This window comes from Paraburkholderia sp. BGA-UO-ETr-F12, assembly GCF_059567945.1.
Genome location: NZ_JCAQOZ010000056.1, coordinates 551,002 through 575,842 on the forward strand (window position 1 = coordinate 551,002; position 24,841 = coordinate 575,842).

Here is a 24,841-nt window from a genome sequence, read left to right on the forward strand (position 1 = left end):
CATGGTGTCTCGTCGAAATTTTCTCAGCGGCTCCGGCGCCGCATTGTTGGGAGCGGCACTGGTCAGCAAAGCCGGCGCCGCGTCACTGCCCGAAGCGCCCACGATGACCACGGCCGCGATGCAGCCGCCGCTCGCGCCTCCGGGTGGGCGGCCGTACACGCCCGTAGCCACATTGAACGGCTGGTCGCTGCCGTGGCGCATGAAGAACGGCTGGAAGGAGTTTCATCTGATTGCCGAGCCGGTGGTGCGCGAACTCGCGCCGGGCATGAGTGCTCATCTGTGGGGCTATAACGGTCAGGCGCCGGGGCCGACCATCGAGGCCGTTGAAGGCGACAAGGTTCGCATCTTCGTGACCAACAGGCTGCCGGAGTACACCACGGTTCACTGGCATGGCATGCTCCTGCCGTGCGGCATGGACGGCGTCGGCGGTCTCACGCAGCCGCATATTCCGCCGGGCAAGACCTTTGTTTACGAGTTTCAGCTCGAGAAGCACGGCACGTTCATGTATCACCCGCACGCCGACGAGATGGTGCAGATGGCGATGGGCATGATGGGCAGCTTCATCGTTCATCCGAAGGACCCGGGCGTCATGTGGGTGGATCGCGACTTCGTGTTCATCATGTCCGCCTACGACATCGACCCAGGCAGCTTCACGCCGCGCGTGAACGAGATGACCGACTTCAACATGTGGACGTGGAATGCCCGCGTGTTTCCGGGTATCGATGCGTTACCGGTGCGCGCGGGCGATCGCGTGCGCATTCGCGTCGGCAATCTGACGATGACCAATCACCCGATCCACCTGCACGGCTACCAGTTCGAAGTGGTGGGAACGGACGGCGGATGGATTCAACCCTCGGCGCGCTGGCCGGAGGTGACCGCGGATGTCGCGGTCGGCCAGATGCGTGCGATCGAGTTCACCGCGAATCGGCCCGGCGACTGGGCGTTTCATTGCCACAAATCCCATCACACGATGAATGCGATGGGGCACCAGGTGCCGAACCTGATCGGCGTGCCGCAGCAGGACCTCGCGAAACGTATCAACAAGCTGGTGCCCGATTACATGGCGATGGGCAGCACGGGCGGTTCAATGGGGGGCATGGAAATGCCGCTACCCGATAACACGTTGCCGATGATGGCCGGCACGGGGCCGTTCGGCGCGCTGGAAATGGGCGGCATGTTCAGCGTCGTGAAAGTGCGGGAGGGGTTGGGGCGCAACGACTATCGCGACCCGGGGTGGTTCAGGCATCCGCAAGGAACCGTGGCGTACGAATACACCGACGAACTGCCTGGTTGAGTTGGCGGCGCGGTATGCCGATCCAGGGAAAACCTTACCGATTCTTTGTGCGCTAGCTCACCAAGACGGGGCGAACCTTACGTGAGCTGACTTCCTGAAATGCTATGCTGGGTCGTCCGTTCCTTCGCAGTCAAACAGGTCCGTGCAATTTCAAAGAATACCTAATTAATTAGGAGTCGGCATGTTGAGAAAGGTGGTCGATCGGGCGAAACAGATCCGACGCAGCGAGGGGTTCAAGCATTCCGTGGCCATGCCGCGCCGGCTCTCACTTCACGCCAGGCAACGTTTGAACAGGGGCGTTTTTTCCATCGAGATTCAGGAGAACTCCGGGTTTTTCTCCGTGATGCAGATGGTCCTGTTTATTCTGATGTATTGCGACGAGAAATGCCTCACCCCGTGCATTAGCGCGCGCGGTGGGCTGTATGGCGACGCCGAGGGGAAACTGGACTGGTTCTCGGTTTTCTTTGAACCCGTGCGTCCCACCTCGGGTGTCGCGGTCGCCCATAAAGTGAGGACGTCGACGGTTCGCGACCTGGTCCATCTGGGCTTTCGTCAGCGTTACGAATGCCTGCTTCAACTCAGGAGCGCAAGCGAACTGTTCTTCGCCCACTATCGGCCGGCCGCGCATATCCTCGAAGAAGTCGACGCAATCTGCCTCAAGCTCGGGATCGGCGCGTCGACCCTTGGCGCGCATTTCAGAGGAACCGACAAGACCCTGGAGGCCGTGCCGGTTTCATGGGGAAGCTTCTGCCGGCAGGTGGAATCGGCGCTCGCGGAAAATCCGCACCTCGACCATATTTTCATATCGAGTGACGAACAGGCGTTTATCGATTTCTTTATCGCGTGGCCGTTCGGCAAGCCAGTCACGGTCGCACCGGCAAAACACCTGGCATGCGGCAGCACACCCGTTCACTTCAGCGGCTATCCCGGACTCGAGATCGGCCGCGAGGCGCTGCTTTCCAGCCTGCTGCTCGCCAATTGCGGGTTTCTCGTGAAGACGCCGTCTTACCTGTCAGCCTGGTCGAAGATCTTCAATCCCGCCCTTCCGGTGAAACTCGTCTCGCCACCGCGCCCGGACGCATTCTGGTTTCCCGATAGCCGGCTCTGGCTCGAACAGGCCGCGCACGATAAGGCGGCTCAGGCGGCATAGGGTGCGTGGTCTGCCGCTACACCGGCGCGGCGCTCTCTGCCTTCCGCTCCCGTCATATTTACGAAACGCGGCCAAGTCTTAACGCTGTGTTTACGCGGATTTTCCTAGATTTCACGGTACAGGAGTCCCTTGTGGAGACTGGGCCATGGATCTGCTTTATCTCATCGCAATCGTTGCGTTCGGCGGTCTCGTTGCGGCCTTCATAATGGGCTGCGACAAGCTGCACCGCGCACCTGGTGGCCGTCCATGACTACCTGGATGACCTGGCTCGCCGCGGCCTCGACGCTGATTCTGTTCGCTTACCTCGTGTATGCACTGCTGCGCGCGGAGGCTCTCGAATGAACCTCAACAACCTGGTTCAGCCCGGCGTTTTCATCGTCGTGCTGATTGCGCTCGCCATACCGCTCGGCCGTTATATGACCGGCGTGGTGGACGGTTCCTCGGTGGTCGTGCGCCGGCTCGGGCGGCCGATCGAAACCGCGTTCTACAAGCTCGCCGGGGTCGACCCCAGCGCCGAAATGTCGTGGAAGCGCTATGCGCTGGCCGTGCTGGCGTTCAATACCCTCGGTGTGGCCGCGGTGTACGGATTTCTGCGTCTGCAGCAATGGCTGCCTGCAAACCCGCAAGGCTTCGGACCGATGACACCCGACGCCGCCTTCAACACCGCAGTCAGCTTCGTGACCAACACGAACTGGCAGGACTACACGCCTGAATCGACCGTCAGCTATCTGACGCAAATGGCCGCGCTGACGGTGCAAAACTTCCTTTCGGCCGCCACCGGCATTGCTGTCGTGGTCGCGTTGATTCGCGGTTTCGCGCGCCATACGACGGCGACGATCGGCAATTTCTGGGTCGATCTGACGCGTATCACGTTGTATATCCTCGCGCCGCTCGCTACGGCGATTGCGCTTGTCCTGATCAGCCAGGGCGTGATTCAGAACTTCAAGTCGTACGAAGACGTGCCGACGCTGCAGGTGACAACGTATCAAACACCGAAGACCGACGCCCAGGGCAATCCCGTCAAGGACGCGAAGGGCAACCCGGTGATGGTGGACAACAAGGCCGACAAGCAGACCCTCGCGATGGGGCCGGTCGCGTCGCAGGAAGCGATCAAGATGCTCGGGACCAACGGCGGCGGTTTTTTCAACGCCAATTCCGCCCATCCGTACGAGAACCCGACGCCGTTTTCCAACTTCGTGCAGATGATCGCGATGCTGGTTATTCCGGCTGCGCTGTGCGTGGTGTTCGGCCGGATGGTGGGCGACCCGCGTCAGGGCTATGCCGTGCTGGCGGCAATGACGATCGCTTTCGCGCTTGCCTGCTGGGGTGAGATTTCGTCGGAGCAGAACGGCAACCCACTGTATGCGTCGTTGCATGTCGATCAAACCGCGTCGGCCACGCAGCCCGGGGGCAACATGGAAGGCAAGGAAACCCGCTTCGGCATCGCTCAGTCCGGCATCTTTACCGTGGCGACCACCGCCGCGTCGTGCGGCGCCGTGAATAACATGCACGATTCGCTGACGCCGATGGGCGGCTTCGTTCCGCTCCTGTTGATCGAGCTCGGCGAGGTGATCTTCGGGGGCGTCGGCTCGGGTCTCTACGGCATGCTCGTGTTCGCGTTGCTTGCGGTGTTCGTGGCCGGTCTGATGATCGGACGAACGCCGGAATACATCGGCAAGAAGATCGAGTCGTACGAGATGAAGATGGTGTCGATTGCCGTGCTGCTCACGCCGCTGCTCGTGCTGGTCGGTGCATCGATCGCCGTGCTGACGGCAGCCGGCGTGGCGGGCATTGCCAATCCCGGGCCGCATGGCTTCTCCGAGATTCTTTACGCCTACAGTTCGGCCGCCAATAACAACGGCAGCGCGTTCGCCGGCCTCTCGGTCAATACGCCGTTCTACAACAGCACGCTGGCCTTTGTCATGTGGTTCGGCCGCTTCGGCTCGATTGTGCCGGTGCTGGCGATCGCCGGGTCGCTGGCCGCCAAGAAACGCATCTCCGCCACCGCCGGCACGCTGCCGACGCACGGCCCGCTGTTCGTGGTGCTGCTGCTCGGCACGGTGGTGCTGGTCGGCGCCCTCACGTACGTGCCGGCGCTGGCGCTCGGCCCTGTGGTTGAACATCTGATCATGGTCGCGGGACATTGACTGAGAGGACAGCATGACCAACGGACTCCAACCGCCGGTTCATCAGCCGGGCAACATCGGCCAGGCGCGCAATGCCGCGCGCTCGATGTTCGACCCGGCGATTGCCCGGCCGGCGCTCGTCGATTCGTTCAGGAAACTCGCGCCACGTCATCAATTGCGTAATCCGGTGATGTTCTGCGTGTACGTCGGCAGCACTCTGACCACCGTTTTGTGGATCGCCGCGCTCGGGGGACAGGCCGAGGCGCCCGCCGGTTTCATTCTCGCGATCGCGCTCTGGCTGTGGTTTACCGTGCTGTTCGCCAACTTCGCCGAGGCGCTCGCCGAGGGCCGCTCCAAAGCGCAAGCGGCTTCGCTGCGCGGCGCGAAGCACAACGTGATGGCGAAGAAGCTGCAGGAGGCGCATCCCAAGTCGCCGATCCGCATCACGACCGCGACCGAACTGCGTAAAGGCGATGTCGTGCTGGTCGAAACCGGCGATGTGATTCCGGCTGACGGCGAGGTCCTCGAAGGTGTCGCGTCGGTCGACGAATCGGCGATCACGGGCGAATCCGCACCGGTGATCCGCGAGTCGGGCGGCGATTTCTCGTCGGTGACGGGCGGCACGCGCGTGCTGTCGGACTGGATTGTCATGCGGGTCACCGTGAATCCGGGCGAGGCCTTCCTCGACCGCATGATCGCGATGGTGGAAGGTGCGAAGCGTCAGAAAACGCCCAACGAAATCGCGCTGACGATTCTGCTGGTCGCGCTGACGCTCGTGCTGCTGTTCGCCACCGCCACGCTGCTGCCGTTCTCGATGTTTTCAGTCGAGGCCGCGAAAGCAGGGCACGTGGTCACGATCACGGCGCTGGTCGCGTTGCTGGTATGCCTGATTCCGACCACCATCGGCGGGCTGTTGTCCGCGATCGGCGTGGCCGGCATGAGCCGCATGATGCAGGCGAACGTGATCGCCACCTCGGGCCGTGCCGTGGAAGCGGCGGGCGACGTCGACGTGCTGCTGCTCGACAAGACCGGTACGATCACGCTCGGCAATCGGCAGGCCTCGGCCTTTACGCCGGCTCCGGGTGTCACGGAGGAACAGCTTGCCGACGCGGCGCAACTGTCCTCGCTCGCCGACGAAACACCGGAGGGGCGCAGCATCGTCGTGCTGGCCAAGCAGCGCTTCAATATTCGCGAACGCGATATGCATGCGTTGCAGGCGACCTTCCTCGCCTTTAGCGCCCAGTCGCGCATGAGCGGTGTCGATCTGCCCGAACGGGAGATTCGCAAGGGGGCGTCCGATGCGATCAAACACTACGTCGAGGCGCACGGCGGCCGGTTTCCCGCGGAGCTGAGCGCGGCCGTGTCGGAGATCGCGCGGCGTGGCAGCACGCCGCTGGTGGTCGCGCAACATGATCGTGGCGAGAGTGCCGCGCGGTGCCTCGGTGTGATCGAGTTGAAGGATATCGTCAAGGGCGGCATCAAGGAACGCTTCGCTGAGCTACGCAAGATGGGTATCAAGACCGTCATGGTGACGGGCGACAACCGTCTCACGGCCGCCGCGATTGCAGCCGAAGCAGGGGTCGACGATTTCCTCGCCGAAGCCACGCCGGAAGCGAAGCTCGCCACGATCCGCACGCACCAGGCCGAAGGCCGCCTCGTGGCGATGACCGGCGACGGTACCAACGACGCCCCGGCGCTCGCGCAGGCGGACGTGGCGGTGGCGATGAACACCGGTACGCAGGCCGCGAAAGAAGCCGGCAACATGGTCGACCTCGATTCGAATCCGACCAAGCTGATCGAGATCGTCGAGATCGGCAAGCAGATGCTGATGACGCGCGGCTCGCTCACCACGTTCTCGATTGCGAACGACGTCGCCAAGTACTTCGCGATCATCCCGGCGGCGTTTGCGACAACCTATCCACAACTGCGTGTGCTCGACGTGATGCATCTGAGCTCGCCCTCGTCGGCCATTCTGTCGGCGGTGATTTTCAATGCGCTGATTATCGTTGCGCTGATCCCGCTGGCGCTCAAGGGCGTGAAATACCGGGCGCTGGGCGCGGCGTCGCTGCTGCGCCGCAACCTGCTGATCTACGGGCTGGGCGGAATACTGCTGCCGTTCCCGTTCATCAAGCTGATCGATATGGTGCTGAACGTGTTCGGCTGGGTCTGACCCAATAGAGTGAAGATCATGAAAACGCTGCTTCGTCCGCTGCTCGTTCTTTTCATCCTGATGACCGTGATCACCGGGGTGATCTATCCGATCGTCGTGACCGCAATCGGTCATACGGCCTTCGCGGCGCAAGCGAACGGCAGTCTGCTCGAGAAGAACGGCAAGACGGTCGGCTCCGCGCTGATCGGTCAGCAGTTCGACGCGCCGGCCTATTTCTGGGGACGCCTGTCGGCCACCACGCCCCAGCCCTATAACGCGCAGAACTCGGGTGGCTCGAACCTCGGCCCGACCAACCCCGCGCTCGCCGACGAAATAAAAGGCCGCCTCGACGCGTTGAAAGCGGCCGGCAACGACATGTCGCAACCGGTGCCGGTGGATCTGGTGACGTCCTCGGGCAGCGGGCTCGATCCGGAGATCAGTCCGGCGGCGGCCGCCTATCAGGCGGCGCGCGTGGCGAAGGCTCGCGGCCTGACGGTCGGCCAGGTGAACGATCTGGTTGCGCGTAACACGTCGGGGCGGCAGTTCGGCCTCTTTGGCGAGGCACGCGTGAACGTGCTGAAGCTCAATCTCGCTTTGGACGATCTCAAGCCGATGCATTGAACCGGTTGATTACTGTTGCTCTTTCTTTGCTGTTCAATCATTACGGAGACCCCGCCTGGACGTTGGCCGCTACCTCAACGGGCTGCTGCCGACGTGGCACATTCATGAGCGATCCCACCGTAACAGTCGTTGTGATCGACGCCGACAAAGCCATCCGCCGCTTTGTTCGCAGCAGCCTCGAAGCGAATGGCATGAGTGTCTTCGAAGCGCAGACCGGCGCGCAGGGCCTCGCACAGGCGGCGACGCGGCTAGCGGATCTCGTCATCGTCGATCTGAATTTGCCGGACATGGACGGCATCGAGGTGATTCGTGAGTTGCGCGGCTGGTCGGCGATGCCGGTGATCGTGCTGTCGGCGCGAAGCCGCGAGGAAGACAAGGTAGCCGCACTCGATGCCGGCGCCGACGACTACCTCACCAAGCCGTTCGGCCTGCCGGAGCTCAGCGCGCGGATTCGCGCCCATTTGCGCAGGCAGGCCAACGGCGACAGGGCCGGCACGCCTCAGGTTCAGTTTGGTCTGGTCACGATCGATCTCGGTGAACGAAGGGTGGTGCGCGGCAGCCACGTAGTCCATCTCAGCCCCACCGAATATCGCCTTCTGTCCGTGCTGGTGCGCCATCCTGGGCGCGTATTGACGCATGAGCAACTGCTCGGCGAGGTGTGGGGGCCGTTGCGACTCGACAATCACCATTACCTGCGCATTTACATGGCGCATCTGCGCCACAAGCTCGAACGCGACCCGGCGCATCCTGAGCACTTTGTCACGGAGGCCGGCGTCGGCTACCGGCTGGTCGGCGTGCGATGAATTTCACAGGATTTTTATGGCGCCGGCGGCAATCGTTTCCCGGTCTTTACGGTGTCGTCCGTATAGTTCAAATCTGGCATACCGCCGTAAGAATGAGTCCGCGAATTGAAAGAGGATGTATGGCATTCAAGCAAACAAAGGGTAACGTGACCGTCGAGGCGTGCGTATTCCCCGCGCCGGGCCACATGTTCAAAGGCGCACTGCGCGTAACGACCACGCGGCAAGACAGGCAGATCCAGCAGGTTACCGGGCGTGGCTGCGGCCGGCCGATGCGCGATTGCGCCGCGGCACTGGCCTTGGCCGAAGCCGAAGCACGCCGCATGCTCGGGGTTTGAGAATCCATGACGCCATCAAGACCCGCCATGATATTCAGGGGAATGTGCAAGGTCGTCGCCATCGCCTTCGTCACCAATCAGGTTCTCACGACTATTTTTACGTACGTCGCGCAGCAACTCGACGCCGCGCTGCCCCATGAAACGATCTGGCTTTTCAGTTGCGTGACATGCGGGCTGCTCACCCTATGGTTGCAATCCGACGCGCGGCGCGCGTTCGGTTTCGCACGTGAGAAGGGTTTCGTGAAGACGGTTGGCGAGCGCAAGCAGGAGTTGCAGATTGCCGAGGATTGTCCGAAGCGGTGGCTGGTCATTCTGCATATCGAACTGAATCCCGCAGCGATACAGACATCGTGAGAACGCGGTACGCCGCAGTGGAATGTGCCTGCATGCGGACACATTCCACTGCGGCGTGCTTTAGCATGAAGATTTCTACATGCCATTTTTTTACACGACATTAACACCGCATTGGCTAAGCTAAAAGTACAAGCTACCTGCCGGAGTTCTCGATGATACGAATGCTGATTCCTGTTCTCGACCATGGCGGCGCGATAGAAGCCGCGCGCTACGCGGCCTTCATGTTTCTGGAGCGTGGCGTGACCGAAGTCGAATTGCTGGAAGTACTCGAGCCGGTGGATCAGGGGCGCGCGGCAGCCTTCCACACCCGAAGCTCACTGGTGCGGATGGAAAAGCAGGCCATGCTGAAAGCGTTGATCGACGCCCGCACCATACTGGAAGAAGCAGGTGTGCCGTACCACTGGAAACGGGTATTCGGGCACCGCACGAAAGCCATCGCCGATTATGCGGCAACCAGCCGCCCAGACGTGATGGTGATCGACGCAAGCCGGATGGGCTTCTTCAGAAGGCTGGCCATGTTCGCGTCTCTATCGAGGCGAACCCCCACGCCGGTCACGATGGTTCATTGAAATAGCCCACGTTCATCGGAGGCAGCACCATCTGCTTGCCATGCCGGTGCAACCGCCTCGCGCTTATTCATTCCTTACCCAGCTCGGCAAAGCAGAGGGTGCTCGCCTCGCAGGCTTGCGTAAATGCGAGGTCGTAGCTCGAGAAAAAGACGGTGCGGGTTTCAGCGAGCGTTTTAAACAGATCGACCAGAACCGCGCGTGCCGACGCGTCGAGTCCGCCTACCGGTTCATCCGCGATCACGACTTTCGTGTCGCCGAGTACCGCCCCCGAGAGAAAGATCTTCTTGCGCGTGCCGAACGACATCTGTTCGAAGCGCTTGTCGAGATGCGGTTCGAGCCCGAAGCGATGGGCGAGATCGAGCGTGTGAGCGTCGAGCACCGTGTTTCGCTCCGCCGCCACGCGATTCAGATACGCGCGACCCGTCTGGTCGGGATAGGTCATGCAGTCTTCCGGCACATACGTGAGCACGGATTTCGCCTGATGCGGCGCGCTGTGCAGCGAGTGGCCGCCGAGCCACACCTCGCCCGCGTCGGGTTCGATCGTGCCTGCGAGCATGCCTAGCAATGTGGATTTGCCACTGCCTGATTCATCGTTGAGCGCCACGCATCCTGCCGCGCTGTCGTAATGCAGGTGCTGGAAGAGGAGGCGTTCGCTATAGCGTTTGCTGAGGTTCTCGAATCGAAGCATAAACGTAGAGTGTATCTGCCGAAGAATGAGCCGCATGCGCTCACGCAGAGTGCGATTTCGCGCGATGCGGCGGCTCGGGATTCATCGGGAAGTTGGCGGTGTGCAAGTGTAGCAGCGCGCCTGAAGGCACTGCCCGGCGTTCGACACTGCACCGGACGGTTGCGCCATTCGCCTGCGCAGTTGCGCGCAAACATCGGGGCAGGCGTGTAAAGTTGCGTCTCGCCGCGCCGTTAAGTAAAAAAGCGCCATTGACACGCCAACAATTTCCCGACTCTCCCGACGCTTTCCTCGTCAAGCGCAATCCATGCAAACCGCTGCCCGCGAAAGGACTCCGCCGTCCCGCGCCGAACTCAGACGTATCGTCACGGCGATTGTCGTCGGTAACGGCTTCGTCGCATACGACTTCACCGTCTACAGCTTTTCCGCCGTCATCATAGGCAATCTTTTTTTTCCTTCGGTTAATCCCGCGTCGTCGTTGCTGCTCTCGCTCGCCACCTTCGGTGCGGGTTTCGTGATGCGCCCGCTCGGCGCGATCATGATCGGCCACGTCGCCGACACCCGTGGCCGCAAAGCCGGTCTCACGCTATCGCTAACCCTCATGACCGTCGGCACCTGGTTGATCGCGTGCCTGCCGGGCTACGCGTCGATCGGTCCGGCGGCGCCGGTATTGATGGTGCTCGCGCGCCTGATGCAGGGGCTCGCGGCAGGCGGGGAGATTGGGCCTGCGTCGGCTTCGCTGATGGAGTCGGCCGCTTACCGGCATCGCTGTTTCATGGTGAGCTGGCGCGGCGCGAGTCAGGGCGCGTCCGCGTTCGCCGCCGCGCTGGTCGGGGCGAGCATGACAGCGCTGCTGTCGCCTGCCGCGATGCAGGACTGGGGGTGGCGCATTCCGTTCGTGCTGGGCGGGCTGATCGGACCGGTCGGCTGGTATTTGCGCCGCCGGATGCCGGTGGCCGCGCCGCTGCCGCGTGCGCGGCTCAGCCCGTGGCGCATGCTCACGGACCATCCTCGTCCGATCATTTGCGGCCTGCTGATGATGGCGGCGCCTTCGGTGGGCATCTACCTCACCGTCTTCTATATGCCGGCTTATCTGGTTCGCACGCTGCATCGGCCGGCTGCGATCAGCTTGCTGACGGCCTGCCTCAGCGGGCTCGTGATCCTCGTCGTGACGCCGCTCCTCGCGTACGCGGCCGATCGCCTCGCGAGCCGCAAGACGCTGCAATACGCGGCACTCGTGGCCGCGCTGGCGGGCACATGGCCGGCATTCCGGGCGCTGGTTCACGGCGTGGGCGATGTCGCTGCGCTCGTCATCATCACGGCGTACGTCGCGCTTGCGGTCAATAACGCCGGCCCGGCGTCCGTGCTGATGATGGAAGCGTTTCCGGCGCATCGGCGCGCGGCCGGACTGGCGGTGATTTACAGCTTCGGGGTCGTGCTGTTCGGCGGATTTTCGCCGTTCCTCGTGACGTGGCTGATCAACCGGACGGGCGATCCGATGGTTCCCGCGTGGTATCTGATGGCCGCGACCCTGCTCACGCTTGCTGCGCTGCGGGCATTTCCCGAGGCAGAAACGCCCCGCGCGAGTGTTGCCCGCGCTTCGCAGCCGAGGCCGTAAGCTCGCCCGCGCCGTGGTGCTGCAGGATCAGCGCCCGCGCCCGCATGTCCTGCGGGCTCATGTCGAAGGCGCGGCGAAATGCGCGGGTGAAATCGGACGCGCTCTGGAAGCCGAGTCCGTACGCGATATCCGTCACCTGAAGATGTGGGAAACGGACCAGTTCGTCCGCCGCTTCCCGCAAACGGCGATTGCGGATGTAGGCGCCAAGGCCGCCGTCGTGCTCGAACCAGCGATAGATGGTGGCGCGTTTCAGTTGCAGCGCCTGGACCACGCTGGTTGGCGTGAGCTCGCTCTGATGCAGATTGGCGTCGACATAGCGCCGCACCTGTCCCATCACGGCCGCCTGCAGCGCCGCCCGGCTCGCACCCGTCAGGCTTGCTTCCTTGCGGAACGCGGCGATCATCAACTGGGCGCCTGTATGGAAGGCGTCTGCTGCGGCGAGCGGGTCGAGCGTGGGGATTTCCCTGGCGAGCGCCGCCATATGGTCCAGCACGAGACCGGTCAGCGGTGAGCCCTGCGGAACGATCCGCCCGTGAATGGCCGAACCGTCGCCCAGTTCCTCGTCCACGATCGCGGCTGGCACGAACAGATTCAGGAGCCGGCTTTCGGGCCGCGCGGCCCGAAACGGCTGGTTCATGTCGAACGCGACGATGCCCTGCACCGAACCCGGCGCACTGCGTTTCTTGCGAACCCCCGTTACTTCGCCGATTTCGCCTTCCACGCACAGATGGAAGACGTAGTCGCGCCGCGAGTCCGTGGAGACGCGCGCGACTGAGCGTTCCAGCCGCAATGCCTGCGTGCGGCAATCCGTAAATACCATGCCGCCGACCGCGTACAGATCGATCTCACCGCGAAATCCCGCCACGATCTGTTCCTTCGACGGCGGCACGTCGACCACATGGCCCACACGCTCGCGCCAGCCGAGAAATTGTTCCTCGATTGGGAGTGCATGCGTGCTGAAGCGGCTCGCGGAAATCGCAGAGCGCGATTCGGCTGCGGCGGCAGCGGCCAGATGTGGCGGCAAGGTGCGCTGATTCATGGATTGACGGTGCGAATTGGGGGGCGCGGTCCTGCCGGATCGAGCGGCGGTAACCCGATATTTAACACGCCATCGTCCAAAACTGAGACGTATGGTAAAGCGTATCAAAAAAGCTGGGTTATTGTCGGACGATTGGCGGCGAATGGTTTTCGTCTGCCGTTTAATGAGTCCATTGATAACAGAACAGGCCGCGGCGACGAATAGCCGTTTGAATCTGTCGAAGGAAAGAGTTGCGAGGATCGGGGGTAGTTGCAGGAGAGCCGACCGGTGCCACCAGGCACCGGCAATAAGAAAAGATGGACCTGAGAGTGCGGCGAAATGCGGATGGACCCATAGAGGTCCGCCTCCCAGCCGCGAAAACGTTGGGCGCCTTGCCCGACGTCCGTCCGGCGGCGTGAGGTAGGCGCCGCCGGACTTGGCCGAGCGACCGGTCGGGGACTGCCACTAATGTGTCATCCCCGCCGGGCGCCCGCTCGGTTAACTTCTTCTACGCGACACGCGAAACCCGTTTATAGCCATCCGCCGTGTCTGGATGAATGTCTCTAATAATCCACGCTTTGCTGTCATTCTGACCGCTTTTAAATAGGGCGCGGTTACTTTCAGATCTGAAGAATACGCAGGGAATATAGCGCTGATAAACTGTGCGCCGGAGCAACCGGGCATCGCTTTAGCGCGCCGATTGCTCCCTGAATCCGACGCTATCGAAGGTCGGATAGACGGTAGAAACAGGCCTTTTCTGCAACCCGGAATGAGTGGCCAGCCGGTCTCCTGGCCGGCGGGTTGGCTGCTAAAAGGGACAAATGCTTTGGTGTCCTTCTTTTGGTGTCCTTCTTTCCGCACACGCATGGTGTCGCATCAGCGGATCTTCCCCATCAGCCTCTACCACCTGATTTTGACCAGTATTGAAGGCCTGTCTTGGCCTGTTTTTGGAAGTGACTCATGAAGCCGGGAAAGAATTCGCTTGAGAAAAGACGCGTACGCAAGATCGCCATGGCGCTCGGTGCGTTACTCGTCGCCGTATTGCTCGCCTTGAGCATGTGGGCTTACCAGCAGCGCGACGGGCAGGCCAATCCGGCGCTCACCGGCATTGCGAGTCAGATGCGTCACGATCCCTCGGCGTGGACACACGAAGAGAAAGACGCGTCGCAAATGCTGCGTGACGTTCGCGCCGCCAACGTAACAGCGATCGGCGTGAGCCCCAATGCGATTCTGGTGTCGACGCGCGAGGGCGCGAAATACTTCGTCACCGACCATAACGCCACGTTCTCGCACGCACTGCTGCTCGGCGAACCCAAAGCCGATCAGGCGGCGTCGTATCAGCTCGTCTGGCTGCCCGACGCCGATATCCGGACCGGCGCGGCGCGTTGGGTGCCGATATTCGGCCTGCTGCGCGATACGATCGGTCTGCTGCTGCCGTTGTTGCTGATCGGCGGCATGGTGTGGTACATGCGCCGCGAGATGAAGGGCGGCGCCTCGCTGCTCACCAAGGCGCCCACGCTGTGTTTCGACGACGTGATCGGCGCGGGAGAGGCCAAGGCGGCACTCGCGGACATCCGCGGCTATCTGTCCGATCCGAAGCAATTCACGTCGATGGGCGTGCGCGCACCGTGCGGCATTCTGATGGTCGGCGGCCCGGGCGTCGGCAAGACGCGGCTTGCGCAGGCGCTTGCCGGCGAATGCGGCGCGAACTTCATTTCGATCACGGGCAGTTATTTCAGTGCGAAGTACTACGGCGTCGGCATCCAGAAGGTCAAACACCTGTTCGAACTCGCGCGCAAGAACGCTCCCACGGTCATCTTCATCGACGAAGCCGACGGCCTCGCCAAACGCACGGATACCGGCGGCGGTCCCGTCGAAGCGGAGAGCAATCGCATCATCAATCAGTTGCTCGCGGAAATGGACGGCTTTGCTTCCAACGAAGGCGTCATCGTCGTCGCAGCAACCAATCACCCCGACAATCTGGATGAGGCGTTGCGCCGTCCGGGCCGCTTCGACCGTACCGTGCAGGTCCGTTTGCCCGACCGCGAAGAGCGCGCGGAAATTTTCCGCTTCTACGCGCAGAAACTGAAATCGAAAGCCGCCGATATCGACTACGACCAGCTTGCGCGCCTGACCACGGGGCTTTCTCCGGCAACCGTCGCGATGGTGGTGAATCAGGCAGGCCTCGTCGCGCGCAAAGCGGGCGAAACGGAAATCGCGTCGAGGCATTTCATGGAGGCGATCAAGATCGCGCGCATCGGCGACGTGAGCGGCGCCGAACGGGCGCTGAGCGAGGACGAACGCACGCGGATCGCGGTGCACGAAGCGGGGCACGGACTGGTTGCCGCGCTGCTCGGCACCGGTATGCTGGAAGAGGTGACGATCTTGCCGCGTGGCGGCGCGTTGGGTGTCGCGCTGATCACGAAGGCGCAGGACAAGCACCTGTACCGCGAAACTGAAATTCGCAACGAGATTCAGGTTTTGCTGGGCGGACGCAACGCCGAAATCCTCACGTTCTCCGAAGCATCGAGTGGCGCCGCATCCGATCTGCAGGAAGCGTCGCGCATCAGCCTCGACATGGTGTCCAGGTTCGGCTTCAATCGCGACGGCGATCTGTTCAGCCTCGCGGCGCTGCCCTCGCAATACGCGGGTCTGCAAATGAAGAGCGCCATCGAACACGCCAACGTGCTGCTCAAGGAATTGAACGAGTTGTGCTACGGGCTGCTGCACGCCTATGAGCCTGTCCTACGCGCGATTGCCGACGAGCTGCTCGAACGGGAGACCGTTCCTGGCGAAACGGTTTACCGGTTGATCAAGGAGCACAAGAGTGCGCTGAAGATCGTCCACGAGCCGGCTGCTGCCTGAGCAATTTGCCCGTCACGCGTCGTCTGCGTGGGGCGCCGGTGGTGGTGTTTCGCCTTTTTGCGGTAACGGCTTATCGAGACCCGGTTCGACCGGTGTGGGGATGGCGTCGCCAATCGGCTTGGACACCTCGGTAGGCGGGCCGCCCGGATCTTCATCCGCCTTGCGGTCCGGCTCATTCGGCTCATTCGGGGGATTTGCCTTGGTTGCCAAGAGGGCTCTCCGGTTGATTGCGGTAAGCAATAATCAGCAAGGCGCGTTCCACGGCCTGAACTGACCGCCACACGGAACCCGAACCGTTATAAAACCCCGGATTTCCAGACCATCTGCGCGGCGGCGGCCAGAACGAACAGCAGAACCAGCACCCGAAACGCCGCCGGCGGCAAGCGGTCTCGCAGCGGCCGTACCAGTAGCATGCCGATGATTACCGGCACGCTCGCACACGCTGAAATGATCAGATCGCTCCAACTGGCATGCGCGCCGCCACTGAACGCGGCAACCAGCGTGATGATCGACACCACCAGGATAATTGCGATCTGCTTGGTAAAAGCTTTCCCCGTGGCGCCGGTGGCGATCAGATACATCGCCAGCAAAGGCCCCGGCACCGAGGCGATACTTTCCATCACGGCCGCGCCGAATCCCAGCACGAAGCCCGCCGGCTTCGCCCACGCCGGCGATAATGTCAGCCGCGGCGACAACAGCAGTAGCAGTGCCGCAACGATCAGCAAAGTGCCTGCGGCAGCTTGCGCGCGATGCGGCGCCAGCGAGATCAATACGCTCACGCCGACAATATTGCCGACCACCGTGCCGATCAACGGCGCAGCAATGCGCCGGACTGTGGGCAGCATGTCGCCGCCTTCCAGCGCCTGAGGAATATTGCCGAGGATGATTGGCATCGACAGCAACAGCACGGCCTCTTTGATCGGCATGAACTGGCTGAGGATCGGCATCGCCACCAGCGGTACGCCGATACTGACTACGCCCTTGACCATGCCGCCCAGCAGCAGCGCCGCAATGATGCCAAGCAGCGCGTAGAGACTGAGCGTCTGCAGGCTCGCGCCAAGCACGCCGTCGGCAAAACTGAAATGAAACATCGTTGGTGTCCGCGAGCCAACCGCGCGGACCAGGTGGAGCGGCGTTCGCGGGCAGTGGCTTGTTTTTATTGTTCGGCCTGTTCAGTGCCCGCGTGTCGCGCAAGGATCGAAGCAGCCGGCTAGGTGAGGCCGCATGATACCGTGCCTGCGTTCAAATCGCATGAAGGCATATTGTAAGCTTTGCCGCATTCAAATCGCATCTGACGTGACGTCTTGATCCTTCCGCCGTGCACGCTCGTTGCGAGCGGCAGCGGAGGTTGCAACTGAGGCGGCAGGCGAGGCGGCAAGCGCCGGCACTCTTTGTGCGCTGACCGGGTCCGTCGTGTCAGTCTGCGCGTGCCGTGTTTTCAGGCGCAGAATCGGTGCTTCGATCAGCCGCCAGGACAGCACGGCCAGCGTCAGCGAAATCAGGAATGACGCGACAATGCCCGCGGCGTGCGCCCAGACCGGTACGACGCCACCGAAGAACGCCGTGGCGTGACGATTGCGAGTCAGGTCCGGAATCAGGTTATGGTAGAGATAAAAGCCGTAGCTGATGCGCCCGAAATTGACCAGCCAGCCGGTTTCAAGCAGACCGATCACCACTGCATTGCGGCAGCACGCAATCGAACCCACAAGCGCCGCGATACAGACGCCATACACGGCGGTCACCATCGTGAAGGCAAGCGGACTGTTCAACTGGCTCCACCTCGGCTCGGTCGCGCAAAACCCCACAAGGCACACACTCAGTACGAGTAGCGTCATGCCATGTCCGAGCATGACGCGTAGGCGGCTCGCTTCTCCTGCGATCATCAGGCCGCCCATGCCGCCTAAAGCCAGTAACCAGAAGTTGGTTAGCGGATGCGTGTAGATGGTGATTTCCTGCCACTGTGCCGCACGCATCGCTAACAGCGAGACCAGCCCGACCGCGATGATCGCGAGACACACAGCCCGATGCCGCCGCGTCGCAACCAGCAGTAACAATGGCGCCAACACGAGATAAAACTGTTCTTCGATCGCGAGACTCCAGAGGTGCGAGTAACGTCCCGGCCAGTAATGCAGCACGGAGCCGATCCAGAAGTTCGACAAATAAGCGAAATGAAACGGCATGCCGCCCGCCAGTTCAGGACTTGCCATGCCCAGCGCCATCAGCACGCACATCACGCCCAGCATCAGGTAGTAAACCGGAAAGATACGCAACGTGCGGCGGAATAAAAAACGCTTCAGTTCGGCGCCGAAGCCACTGTCGTTTCTCTCGATACGTGTGCGTTGCGCGGACAGAATGCCGATGATCAGAAAGCCGCTCAGCGCGAAAAAAATCCATACGCCGAGGTGGCCGATCTCACCGATTTCACCGAACAGACGGTGTTGAAAAAAGACCATCAGGACTGCAATCGCGCGCAATCCGTCGAAGCCGGCGATCCTGTTGTTCATGGGGGTGTCTTCCAGCGGAAATGCATAAATTCATCCTACGATGAAAAAAAGCGAAAAAAATCGCGCGCTGGAATGTGTGATTTTTTTTCGGCTGCCTTCTGTTGCCTTTACCGATCGCATTCGCACCGAACCTGGTAAAAGCCGCAAAACTTGCTGCAAGTTTTCCGTGAATCAACACGGGACGAAACTGTATTACGGTGTACCGACAGCCGAATTTCAGATTGCTGCCGCCTCGCATGTGTTTAAAGGGTGGTTGTCAGCGCGTGTGGATGGCGCGCACGGACTCGGCGGGAACGATTTATTGTCATAGGGTTCCTAACGGGAACAACGACTTCTACCGGCCTTCCACGGCGCCTGGCACGCACGCGCCATCTTGCGAGAAACAGCATGGACATTCGTCGCGGACGCTCGATCGAAGTGGACTTCTTCCGTGGCGTCGTGCTGATCGTCATCGTGCTGGATCACATTCCCGGTAGCACGCTGTCGCATCTGATGTTGCACGCCTATGCGTTGTGCGATTCGGCGGAAGTGTTCGTATTCCTCGGCGGCTATGCGTCGGCAGCGGCGTATACGGCGGTGCTCGCGGGTCGCGGCGAAAGCGCGGCGGCAATGCGCTTTGTCCGGCGCTGCTGGGAAATCTACCGCGCCTATCTGTTGACCGCGGTGTTGACCCTGCTGTCCGGTGCCGTTCTCGCGCTATTGCATCTGAACCAGCCGATGATCGACCTCACGGGCTGGCAGCCGTTCGCGGTTCAGCCGCTGCACGCGGCGTTCGATATTGCCGTGCTGCGGCGCCAGCCGTATCTGTCGAGCGTGCTGCCCATGTACGTGATTTTTGCGCTGTGCGTGCCGCTCGCGGTGCCGCTGGCGCGCCGCTCGCCGCTCGCGGCGCTGGGTCTGAGCCTCGCGGTCTGGTCGCTCGCCCGGCCGCTGGCCGCGCTATTGAGCATTGACGACGTGGCCGACTGGGCTTTTAATCCGTTTGCGTGGCAACTGATGTTCGTGCTTGGTATTCTGTGCCGGGTGCAGCCCGTCAGCGAGCGCTTTCACGCCACCCGTGCGGCGCGCTGGCTCACGCGTGCCGCGGTGGTCGCCGTGCTGGCCTTCGCGATCGTCAAACTCTTTATACTGACGCAGCCATTGCCCGGCGTGCTTAAACAGAACCTTTCAGTGGATCGCGTGATCAACTTTGTCGTTATCGCCTGGCTCGCCGCGCAGTTCGTGCGCGCGGGCAGCATTGCGTGGCTTGCACAGCGGTTGCCGGCCGTGGTGACGGTCGGCCGCACCGGGCTGGTATGTTTCGTTTCCGGCACGCTGGTATCGCTGATCGTCGATACGGCGACACCGCATACGTTCCACGGCTTTCGCGGCACGCTGATCGGCCTCGGCGGCGATCTGGTCGCCATCGGCGCAGTGCTGATGATCGCGCGCGGCTGGAACGACTGGAAAGGGCAGCAGTCGCGCACGGCTGCCAGACGCGCGCGTTACGGATGAGGGCGCGTGCGGGCCTGGTGCGCCATGTGAATCTGACGCGAGGTTCGCGCACGCTGCTCATAGCTGCCGGCGCGATGCTGTGCTTGAACGCCCCGGCGGCATTCGCCGCGGCCAAGGACGCCCCGCTCGCCATGCGCTGCGCGGAACTCGCGGGCGCCGTGCTGCCCCCCGAGCTGATCGCCATACCCACAGCCGGCGTGCTGATCGAAAGCGCGGCCATGGTCGCGGCCACCGCGCCCGGCAATCAGCAGGGCGGCGAATATTGCCGTATTACCGGCCGTATCAAAGGGCTCAAGGCCACCACACCCGATATCCGCTTCGACCTGAATCTGCCGCGCCGCTGGAACGGCCGCGCGTTGCAGATTGGCGGCGGGGGCTATAACGGCGTGGTGGTGAGCGGCACGGGCGTGATGCCGTTCTCACCGGATCGCGCACCGCTCGCGCAAGGCTATGCGACCTTCGGCGACGACTCCGGGCATGTGGGCAATTCGTCACTCGCGGTCTTCGGCCTCGTGGATGAAGCGGTGACGAATTTCGGCTACGCGCATCTGAAGAAAACGCACGACGCCGCGCTCGCGCTCATTGTGCGTGCGTATGGCCGGCCGCCGCAGCGCATGTATTTCGCCGGCGGCTCGACGGGCGGCCGCGAAGGCTACACGGTGATGCAGCGCTACCCGGACGACTACGACGGCGTGATCGCCAATTCCCCCGCGCTCAATTTTTCCGGCGTGCGATTGATGGGCGTGAAGCTCGGCCAGGTGGAATACGCGACGCCCGGCGGCTTCATCCCGCCGCTGTTGCTCGAGCACGTGTATGAACGCACGGTTGCGGTGTGCGACCGGCTAGACGGCGCGGCGGACGGCATCGTCAGCGATGTTGCCGGGTGCCGACAACACGAAGCGGAAATCATCGGCTCGTTGCGCTGCGCCGGACGAACACCCTCGCACGACGAGTGCCTTACCGACGCGCAACTCTCCACCTTGCTGCTGATGCGCGACGGCCTGGCGTTGCCCTACAGGCTGGCGTGGGGCGTGACCGGCTATACCGGCTATAACGTCTTTCAGGGCACGCGCCTGACCGGCCTGCTCGGGCTCGCGCATCAAGCCGAGCGTTTGCCGGTGCCGACTTTCTTCGCCAACGGCTACCTGTTCGCGCAGGGCGACGGCTACATCCGCTATTTCGTGACGCGCGACGAGGCGTTCGATTCGCTGAGGTTCGACCCGTCCCACCCCGGCAAGTATCGCGGCCAGCTTGTCGCGCTGTCGCAGACCATCGGCGCGATGAACCCCGATCTGGCAGGCTACATCGCGCACGGCGGCAAGCTCATCACACTGCAGGGTCTCGCCGACGAAGTCATCAGCCCCAACCAGACGATCGCCTACTACGAAGCGTTGGTCGATCGTTTCGGCGTCGATCAGGTCGATGCATTCATGCGGCTCTATATGGTGCCGGGTTTTCAGCATGGCAGCGGCGTGTTCATTCCCTCCGTGGATCTGCTGGGCGCGCTCGACAACTGGGTGACGCGCGGCGTATCGCCCGAAACGCTGACCGCCACCGATATCTCGGCCGCCACCAACGGACGCTCGCGCCCGTTGTGCCGTTACCCGCTGTTTCCCCGCTACAGCGGCAAGGGCAACGTGAATCTGGCCGCCAGTTTCACGTGCGCCGAGCCCTGAGGGACCGCGCCCGGCGGTTTTCCGGATTATCGGGGTTATGCTGCACGCTTTCGCACTTTCAATTACATTGCGGGTGCGGCCGCCTATTCGCACCGCCCCCTTCCAATCAAAAACCGGTGTCTGCCATCGTCGAATCCATGCAGCCAATCGTCTCGGTCACGAATCTGTCGAAAACCTATGCCACGGGTTTTCATGCACTCAAAAACATCAATCTGGCGATCAACCGCGGAGAAATCTTCGCCTTGCTGGGCCCCAACGGCGCGGGCAAAACTACCCTTATCAGCATCATCTGCGGCATCGTCAATGCGAGCGAGGGCAGCGTGACGGTGGACGGCCGCGATATCGCGCAGGACTACCGTGGCGCACGTTCGCTGATCGGGCTCGTGCCACAGGAACTCACCACCGACTCGTTCGAAACCGTCTGGGCGACCGTCTCGTTCAGCCGCGGCCTGTTCGGCAAGCCGAAAAACCCTGCTTACATCGAAAAGGTCTTGCGTGATCTGTCGCTGTGGGAAAAGCGCAATAGCAAGATCATTACGCTGTCGGGCGGCATGAAGCGCCGCGTGCTGATAGCGAAAGCGCTCTCGCACGAACCGCGCGTGCTGTTCCTCGACGAACCCACCGCGGGGGTCGACGTCGAGTTGCGCCGCGATATGTGGAAGCTGGTGCGCTCGCTCACGGCCAGCGGCGTGACGATCATTCTCACCACGCACTATATCGACGAGGCCGAGGAAATGGCTGACCGCATCGGCGTGATCAATGCGGGCGAGATCATGCTGGTGGAAGAGAAGACCGCGTTGATGCGCAAGCTCGGCAAGAAGCAGTTGACGCTGCAACTGGAGAGTCCGCTCGCCGAAGTACCCTCGGCGCTGGGCGGATATGGGCTCGATCTTGCCAAGGGCGGCAACGAGTTGATCTACACGTATGAAGGCGACGGCGGCCGCACCGACATCATCGCACTGCTCAAAGCGCTCGACGATGCCGGCATCCGCTTCAAGGATCTGCATACGACACAAAGCTCGCTCGAAGACATCTTCGTCAGTCTGGTACGAGGTAACGCATGAACATTTACGCAATCCGCGCGATCTACAAGTTCGAGATGGCGCGCACCTGGCGCACGCTAATGCAGAGCATCATTGCGCCGGTGATTTCAACCTCGCTTTACTTTGTCGTGTTCGGCGCGGCCATCGGTTCGCGTATCAAGGAGGTAGACGGTATCAGTTACGGCGCGTTCATCGTGCCGGGTCTGATCATGTTGTCGCTGCTGTCGCAGAGCATTTCGAACGCGTCGTTCGGCATTTACTTTCCACGCTTTACCGGCACGATCTACGAATTGCTGTCGGCGCCGGTGTCGTATCTGGAGATCGTCGTGAGCTATGTGGGCGCGGCGGCCACCAAATCGATTCTGCTCGGGCTGATCATTCTGGCCACCGCCGGCCTGTTCGTGCCGCTGCAGGTGCAGCATCCGTTCTGGATGATTCTGTTTCTGGTGCTCACCGCGGTGACCTTCAGCCTGCTCGGTTTCATTATCGGCATCTGGGCGGATGGCTTCGAGAAACTGCAACTCGTGCCGCTGCTGATCATCACGCCGCTCACGTTCCTCGGCGGAAGCTTTTATGCGGTCAATATGCTGCCGCCGTTCTGGAAAGTCGTCACGCTGTTCAATCCGATCGTCTATCTGGTCAGCGGATTTCGCTGGAGCTTCTATGGCCTCGCCGATGTGGATGTCGGTGTCAGCCTGGGGATGACCGCGTTGTTCCTGGCGGTGTTCCTCGCGATCGTCGCGTGGATCTTCAAGACCGGGTATCGGCTCAAGAGTTGAGCGTTCTGGCGATACGAACGCACGCGGCATGCGAAACTGACGGGCATGCCTACTTCGGAGCCGATAGCTGCCATGTCCGTCGATTTGAGTCTTGTTGAGCGAAGCGCGTGCGAAATTGTCGATCTGCTGCGTGAGGAGGCCGTCAGTCCGCACGATCTGCTCGACACGCTGGCCGCCCAGGTGGCGCGCGTCGAACCGCGGGTCAACGCGTTGCCCACGCTGTGTTTCGAGCGTGCGCATGCCCATGCCGATGCACTGCTGAAAAAGCCGGTCGCCGAGCGCGGTCTGCTATGCGGGCTGCCGGTGCCGATCAAGGATCTGACCGATGTCGCCGGGGTGCGCACCACACGCGGTTCGCTCGTCTATCGCGACCGCGTTCCGGAGACATCCGACGCCGGCGTGACACTTCTTGAGGCGCGCGGCGGCGTGGTCTATGCGAAATCGAACACGCCGGAGTTCGGCTCGGGCGGTCATACGTACAACGGTGTGTTCGGCGTGACTCGCAATCCGTGGGACCTGTCGCGCTCGGCGGGCGGTTCGTCGGGCGGCGCGGCGGCCGCGTTGGCGTCGGGCACCGCATGGGTCGCGCAAGGTTCCGATCTGGCGGGGTCGTTGCGCACGCCCTCGGCGTTTTGCGGCGTGGTGGGCATGCGTCCCACGCCGGGGCGCGTGTCGTACGGGCCGGCTGCCAACCCGTACGAGACCATGAGCGTTCATGGACCGATGGCGCGTAACGTGGCGGACGTCGCACTGTTACTCGATGCGATGTGCGGAGAGCTTGATTGTGCGCCCTTGTCTCTGAGCGAACCGGCGACCTCGTTTCTGGATCATGCACGCAGTCCGCGGCGGCCGGCGCGCGTTGCGTTCAGCGAAGGGCTGGGTATCGCGGCGGCCGAGCCGGAAATTCTCACGATCTGCCGCAAGGCGATGGACCGCCTGGCCGCTTGCGGCGTGGGAGTGGATGAAAGCGATATCGATCTGAGCACGGCAACCCAGGCTTTCCACACGCTGCGCGGTATTTCGTACGCGGCGAACTATGAAGACGTGCTGGCGCAGCATCGTGATGTGCTGAACCCCGACGTGATCTGGAACATCGAATTCGGCCTGCGGGTGGATAACCCCGCGATGCTCGCCGCGCAGCGCGTTGTTCCACAAGATGAACGCGCTCTTGCAGCGGTACGACGTGCTGATCTGCCCGGCCTCCATCGTGCTGCCGTTCCCGGTGGAAGCGCGCGATGTTCGCGATGCCGCCGGCCGGAACTTCGAGACGTACATCGATTGGCTCGCGATCACCTACGCGCTGACGCTCACCGGCATGCCGGTCATCGCGATTCCGTGCGGGATGAGTGCGAGCGGCTTGCCGGTCGGCATTCAGATCGTCGGTAAGCCGCGCGGCGAGGCGGCATTGTTGTCCGCTGCGCGTGCGATCGAAGAGGCGATCGGGACGTGGTTTGTGGGTAGGCCGCAAACGGCCTGACAGGCACGCCAGCACGCTTGATGGGGGGGCGTGACGGTGTTTGCCGTCACGGCTCCGTTCTCCGCCGCAATAGTTTCCTCGCGATTCCTTCGCCGCTTTCTCCGCGACGTCCTGCGCATTGCCTCTTCGCGATCCCACCGTCGGTCTGTTGGGAAACCTGCTGTCAGCCCTCTCCGGCAATCCCCTTAGTCCATCCGGACGATGCCCGCATGCCTCCGATCGCCGTCAATGACGGTATGAACCGGGAGCGGCGCGACAAGGTTTTTCGTCCGCCGTATCGA

General features: G+C 62.3%; 23 protein-coding genes and 1 pseudogene. 19 read left to right on the forward strand and 5 right to left on the reverse strand.

All coding sequences use genetic code 11. The annotated features are described in order from the left end of the window. Position 1 precedes the first annotated feature (1 nt). The 10 genes from AC57B6_RS26490 (at position 2) to AC57B6_RS26535 (ending at position 9,401) form a co-directional block, all read left to right on the forward strand. Positions 2 to 1,294: a multicopper oxidase domain-containing protein gene (locus AC57B6_RS26490; RefSeq protein WP_496422413.1), complete on the forward strand. Its 1,293-nt coding sequence runs from the start codon at positions 2 to 4 to the stop codon at positions 1,292 to 1,294. Between the two features lie 181 nt (positions 1,295 to 1,475). Beyond that, positions 1,476 to 2,444, forward strand: coding sequence for an O-fucosyltransferase family protein (locus tag AC57B6_RS26495; RefSeq protein WP_496422414.1), 969 nt, complete (start codon positions 1,476 to 1,478; stop codon positions 2,442 to 2,444). Between the two features lie 246 nt (positions 2,445 to 2,690). Beyond that, positions 2,691 to 2,786 (forward strand): K(+)-transporting ATPase subunit F, encoded by a 96-nt coding sequence (gene kdpF / locus AC57B6_RS26500; protein WP_028193906.1) that lies wholly within the window; start codon positions 2,691 to 2,693, stop codon positions 2,784 to 2,786. Beyond that, positions 2,783 to 4,591 carry a potassium-transporting ATPase subunit KdpA gene (gene kdpA, locus AC57B6_RS26505; protein ID WP_496422415.1) on the forward strand — a complete coding sequence of 603 codons (1,809 nt, stop codon included), beginning with the start codon at positions 2,783 to 2,785 and terminating at the stop codon, positions 4,589 to 4,591. The genes kdpF and kdpA overlap by 4 nt, the downstream gene beginning before the upstream one ends. Positions 4,592 to 4,604: 13 nt before the next feature. Then, on the forward strand, positions 4,605 to 6,740 hold the full coding sequence (gene kdpB / locus AC57B6_RS26510) for a potassium-transporting ATPase subunit KdpB (RefSeq protein ID WP_496422416.1): 2,136 nt from the start codon (positions 4,605 to 4,607) through the stop codon (positions 6,738 to 6,740). An 18-nt stretch (positions 6,741 to 6,758) separates the two neighbouring features. Continuing rightward, positions 6,759 to 7,340 (forward strand): potassium-transporting ATPase subunit KdpC, encoded by a 582-nt coding sequence (kdpC, locus tag AC57B6_RS26515; protein ID WP_028193903.1) that lies wholly within the window; start codon positions 6,759 to 6,761, stop codon positions 7,338 to 7,340. 104 nt (positions 7,341 to 7,444) lie between these two features. Next, on the forward strand, positions 7,445 to 8,143 hold the full coding sequence (locus AC57B6_RS26520) for a response regulator (RefSeq protein WP_028193902.1): 699 nt from the start codon (positions 7,445 to 7,447) through the stop codon (positions 8,141 to 8,143). 119 nt (positions 8,144 to 8,262) lie between these two features. Then, complete coding sequence (locus tag AC57B6_RS26525) at positions 8,263 to 8,478, forward strand: hypothetical protein (protein ID WP_030098922.1); 216 nt, start codon at positions 8,263 to 8,265, stop codon at positions 8,476 to 8,478. A 27-nt stretch (positions 8,479 to 8,505) separates the two neighbouring features. Further along, positions 8,506 to 8,832, forward strand: a complete 327-nt coding sequence (locus tag AC57B6_RS26530) for a hypothetical protein (protein WP_035519153.1) — start codon at positions 8,506 to 8,508, stop codon at positions 8,830 to 8,832. 152 nt (positions 8,833 to 8,984) lie between these two features. After that, a complete protein-coding gene (locus tag AC57B6_RS26535) occupies positions 8,985 to 9,401 on the forward strand; it encodes a universal stress protein (protein ID WP_454807744.1) in 417 nt (138 codons plus the stop codon). Positions 9,402 to 9,468: 67 nt separating this feature from the next. Here the strand turns inward: AC57B6_RS26535 and AC57B6_RS26540 are convergent, their stop codons facing one another. Next, positions 9,469 to 10,089, reverse strand: a complete 621-nt coding sequence (locus AC57B6_RS26540; RefSeq protein WP_216752131.1) for an ABC transporter ATP-binding protein — start codon at positions 10,087 to 10,089, stop codon at positions 9,469 to 9,471. Between the two features lie 304 nt (positions 10,090 to 10,393). Here AC57B6_RS26540 and AC57B6_RS26545 point away from each other — a divergent pair, with 304 nt between their 5' ends. Next, entirely contained in the window at positions 10,394 to 11,704 is a 1,311-nt protein-coding gene (locus AC57B6_RS26545) for an MFS transporter (protein WP_496422417.1), read from the forward strand. On the opposite strand, the gene AC57B6_RS26550 is transcribed toward AC57B6_RS26545, so the two are convergent. Then, positions 11,622 to 12,743: an AraC family transcriptional regulator gene (locus tag AC57B6_RS26550; protein ID WP_051743165.1), complete on the reverse strand. Its 1,122-nt coding sequence runs from the start codon at positions 12,741 to 12,743 to the stop codon at positions 11,622 to 11,624. The two genes, AC57B6_RS26545 and AC57B6_RS26550, sit on opposite strands and share 83 nt — an antisense overlap. Positions 12,744 to 13,682: 939 nt before the next feature. Here AC57B6_RS26550 and AC57B6_RS26555 point away from each other — a divergent pair. Next, the gene (locus AC57B6_RS26555) at positions 13,683 to 15,587 is read left to right on the forward strand and encodes an AAA family ATPase (protein ID WP_496422418.1); all 1,905 of its coding nucleotides are present in this window, start codon (positions 13,683 to 13,685) and stop codon (positions 15,585 to 15,587) included. 12 nt (positions 15,588 to 15,599) lie between these two features. On the opposite strand, the gene AC57B6_RS26560 is transcribed toward AC57B6_RS26555, so the two are convergent. The 3 genes from AC57B6_RS26560 to AC57B6_RS26570 form a co-directional block, all read right to left on the reverse strand. Further along, positions 15,600 to 15,797, reverse strand: a complete 198-nt coding sequence (locus AC57B6_RS26560; protein WP_035519152.1) for a hypothetical protein — start codon at positions 15,795 to 15,797, stop codon at positions 15,600 to 15,602. Between the two features lie 86 nt (positions 15,798 to 15,883). Then, the gene (locus AC57B6_RS26565; RefSeq protein WP_030098915.1) at positions 15,884 to 16,678 is read right to left on the reverse strand and encodes a sulfite exporter TauE/SafE family protein; all 795 of its coding nucleotides are present in this window, start codon (positions 16,676 to 16,678) and stop codon (positions 15,884 to 15,886) included. Positions 16,679 to 16,867: 189 nt separating this feature from the next. Further along, the gene (locus tag AC57B6_RS26570) at positions 16,868 to 18,091 is read right to left on the reverse strand and encodes an acyltransferase family protein (protein WP_496422419.1); all 1,224 of its coding nucleotides are present in this window, start codon (positions 18,089 to 18,091) and stop codon (positions 16,868 to 16,870) included. 40 nt (positions 18,092 to 18,131) lie between these two features. Here AC57B6_RS26570 and AC57B6_RS26575 point away from each other — a divergent pair, with 40 nt between their 5' ends. The 7 genes and pseudogenes from AC57B6_RS26575 (at position 18,132) to AC57B6_RS26605 (ending at position 24,560) form a co-directional block, all read left to right on the forward strand. Further along, positions 18,132 to 18,401, forward strand: coding sequence for a hypothetical protein (locus AC57B6_RS26575; protein ID WP_496422420.1), 270 nt, complete (start codon positions 18,132 to 18,134; stop codon positions 18,399 to 18,401). 77 nt (positions 18,402 to 18,478) lie between these two features. Continuing rightward, on the forward strand, positions 18,479 to 19,585 hold the full coding sequence (locus AC57B6_RS26580; protein ID WP_178370276.1) for an OpgC domain-containing protein: 1,107 nt from the start codon (positions 18,479 to 18,481) through the stop codon (positions 19,583 to 19,585). Next, positions 19,582 to 21,261, forward strand: coding sequence for a tannase/feruloyl esterase family alpha/beta hydrolase (locus AC57B6_RS26585; protein WP_496422421.1), 1,680 nt, complete (start codon positions 19,582 to 19,584; stop codon positions 21,259 to 21,261). Before AC57B6_RS26580 ends, AC57B6_RS26585 begins: the two co-directional genes overlap by 4 nt. Before the next feature lie 137 nt (positions 21,262 to 21,398). Further along, positions 21,399 to 22,325, forward strand: a complete 927-nt coding sequence (locus tag AC57B6_RS26590; RefSeq protein ID WP_496422452.1) for an ABC transporter ATP-binding protein — start codon at positions 21,399 to 21,401, stop codon at positions 22,323 to 22,325. After that, on the forward strand, positions 22,322 to 23,083 hold the full coding sequence (locus AC57B6_RS26595) for an ABC transporter permease (protein ID WP_028193891.1): 762 nt from the start codon (positions 22,322 to 22,324) through the stop codon (positions 23,081 to 23,083). The genes AC57B6_RS26590 and AC57B6_RS26595 overlap by 4 nt, the downstream gene beginning before the upstream one ends. A 72-nt stretch (positions 23,084 to 23,155) precedes the next feature. Next, positions 23,156 to 24,064 (forward strand): annotated as a pseudogene (locus tag AC57B6_RS26600) (amidase); the annotation flags it as partial. Positions 24,065 to 24,239: 175 nt separating this feature from the next. After that, complete coding sequence (locus AC57B6_RS26605) at positions 24,240 to 24,560, forward strand: amidase family protein (RefSeq protein ID WP_496422422.1); 321 nt, start codon at positions 24,240 to 24,242, stop codon at positions 24,558 to 24,560. Positions 24,561 to 24,841 lie beyond the last annotated feature (281 nt).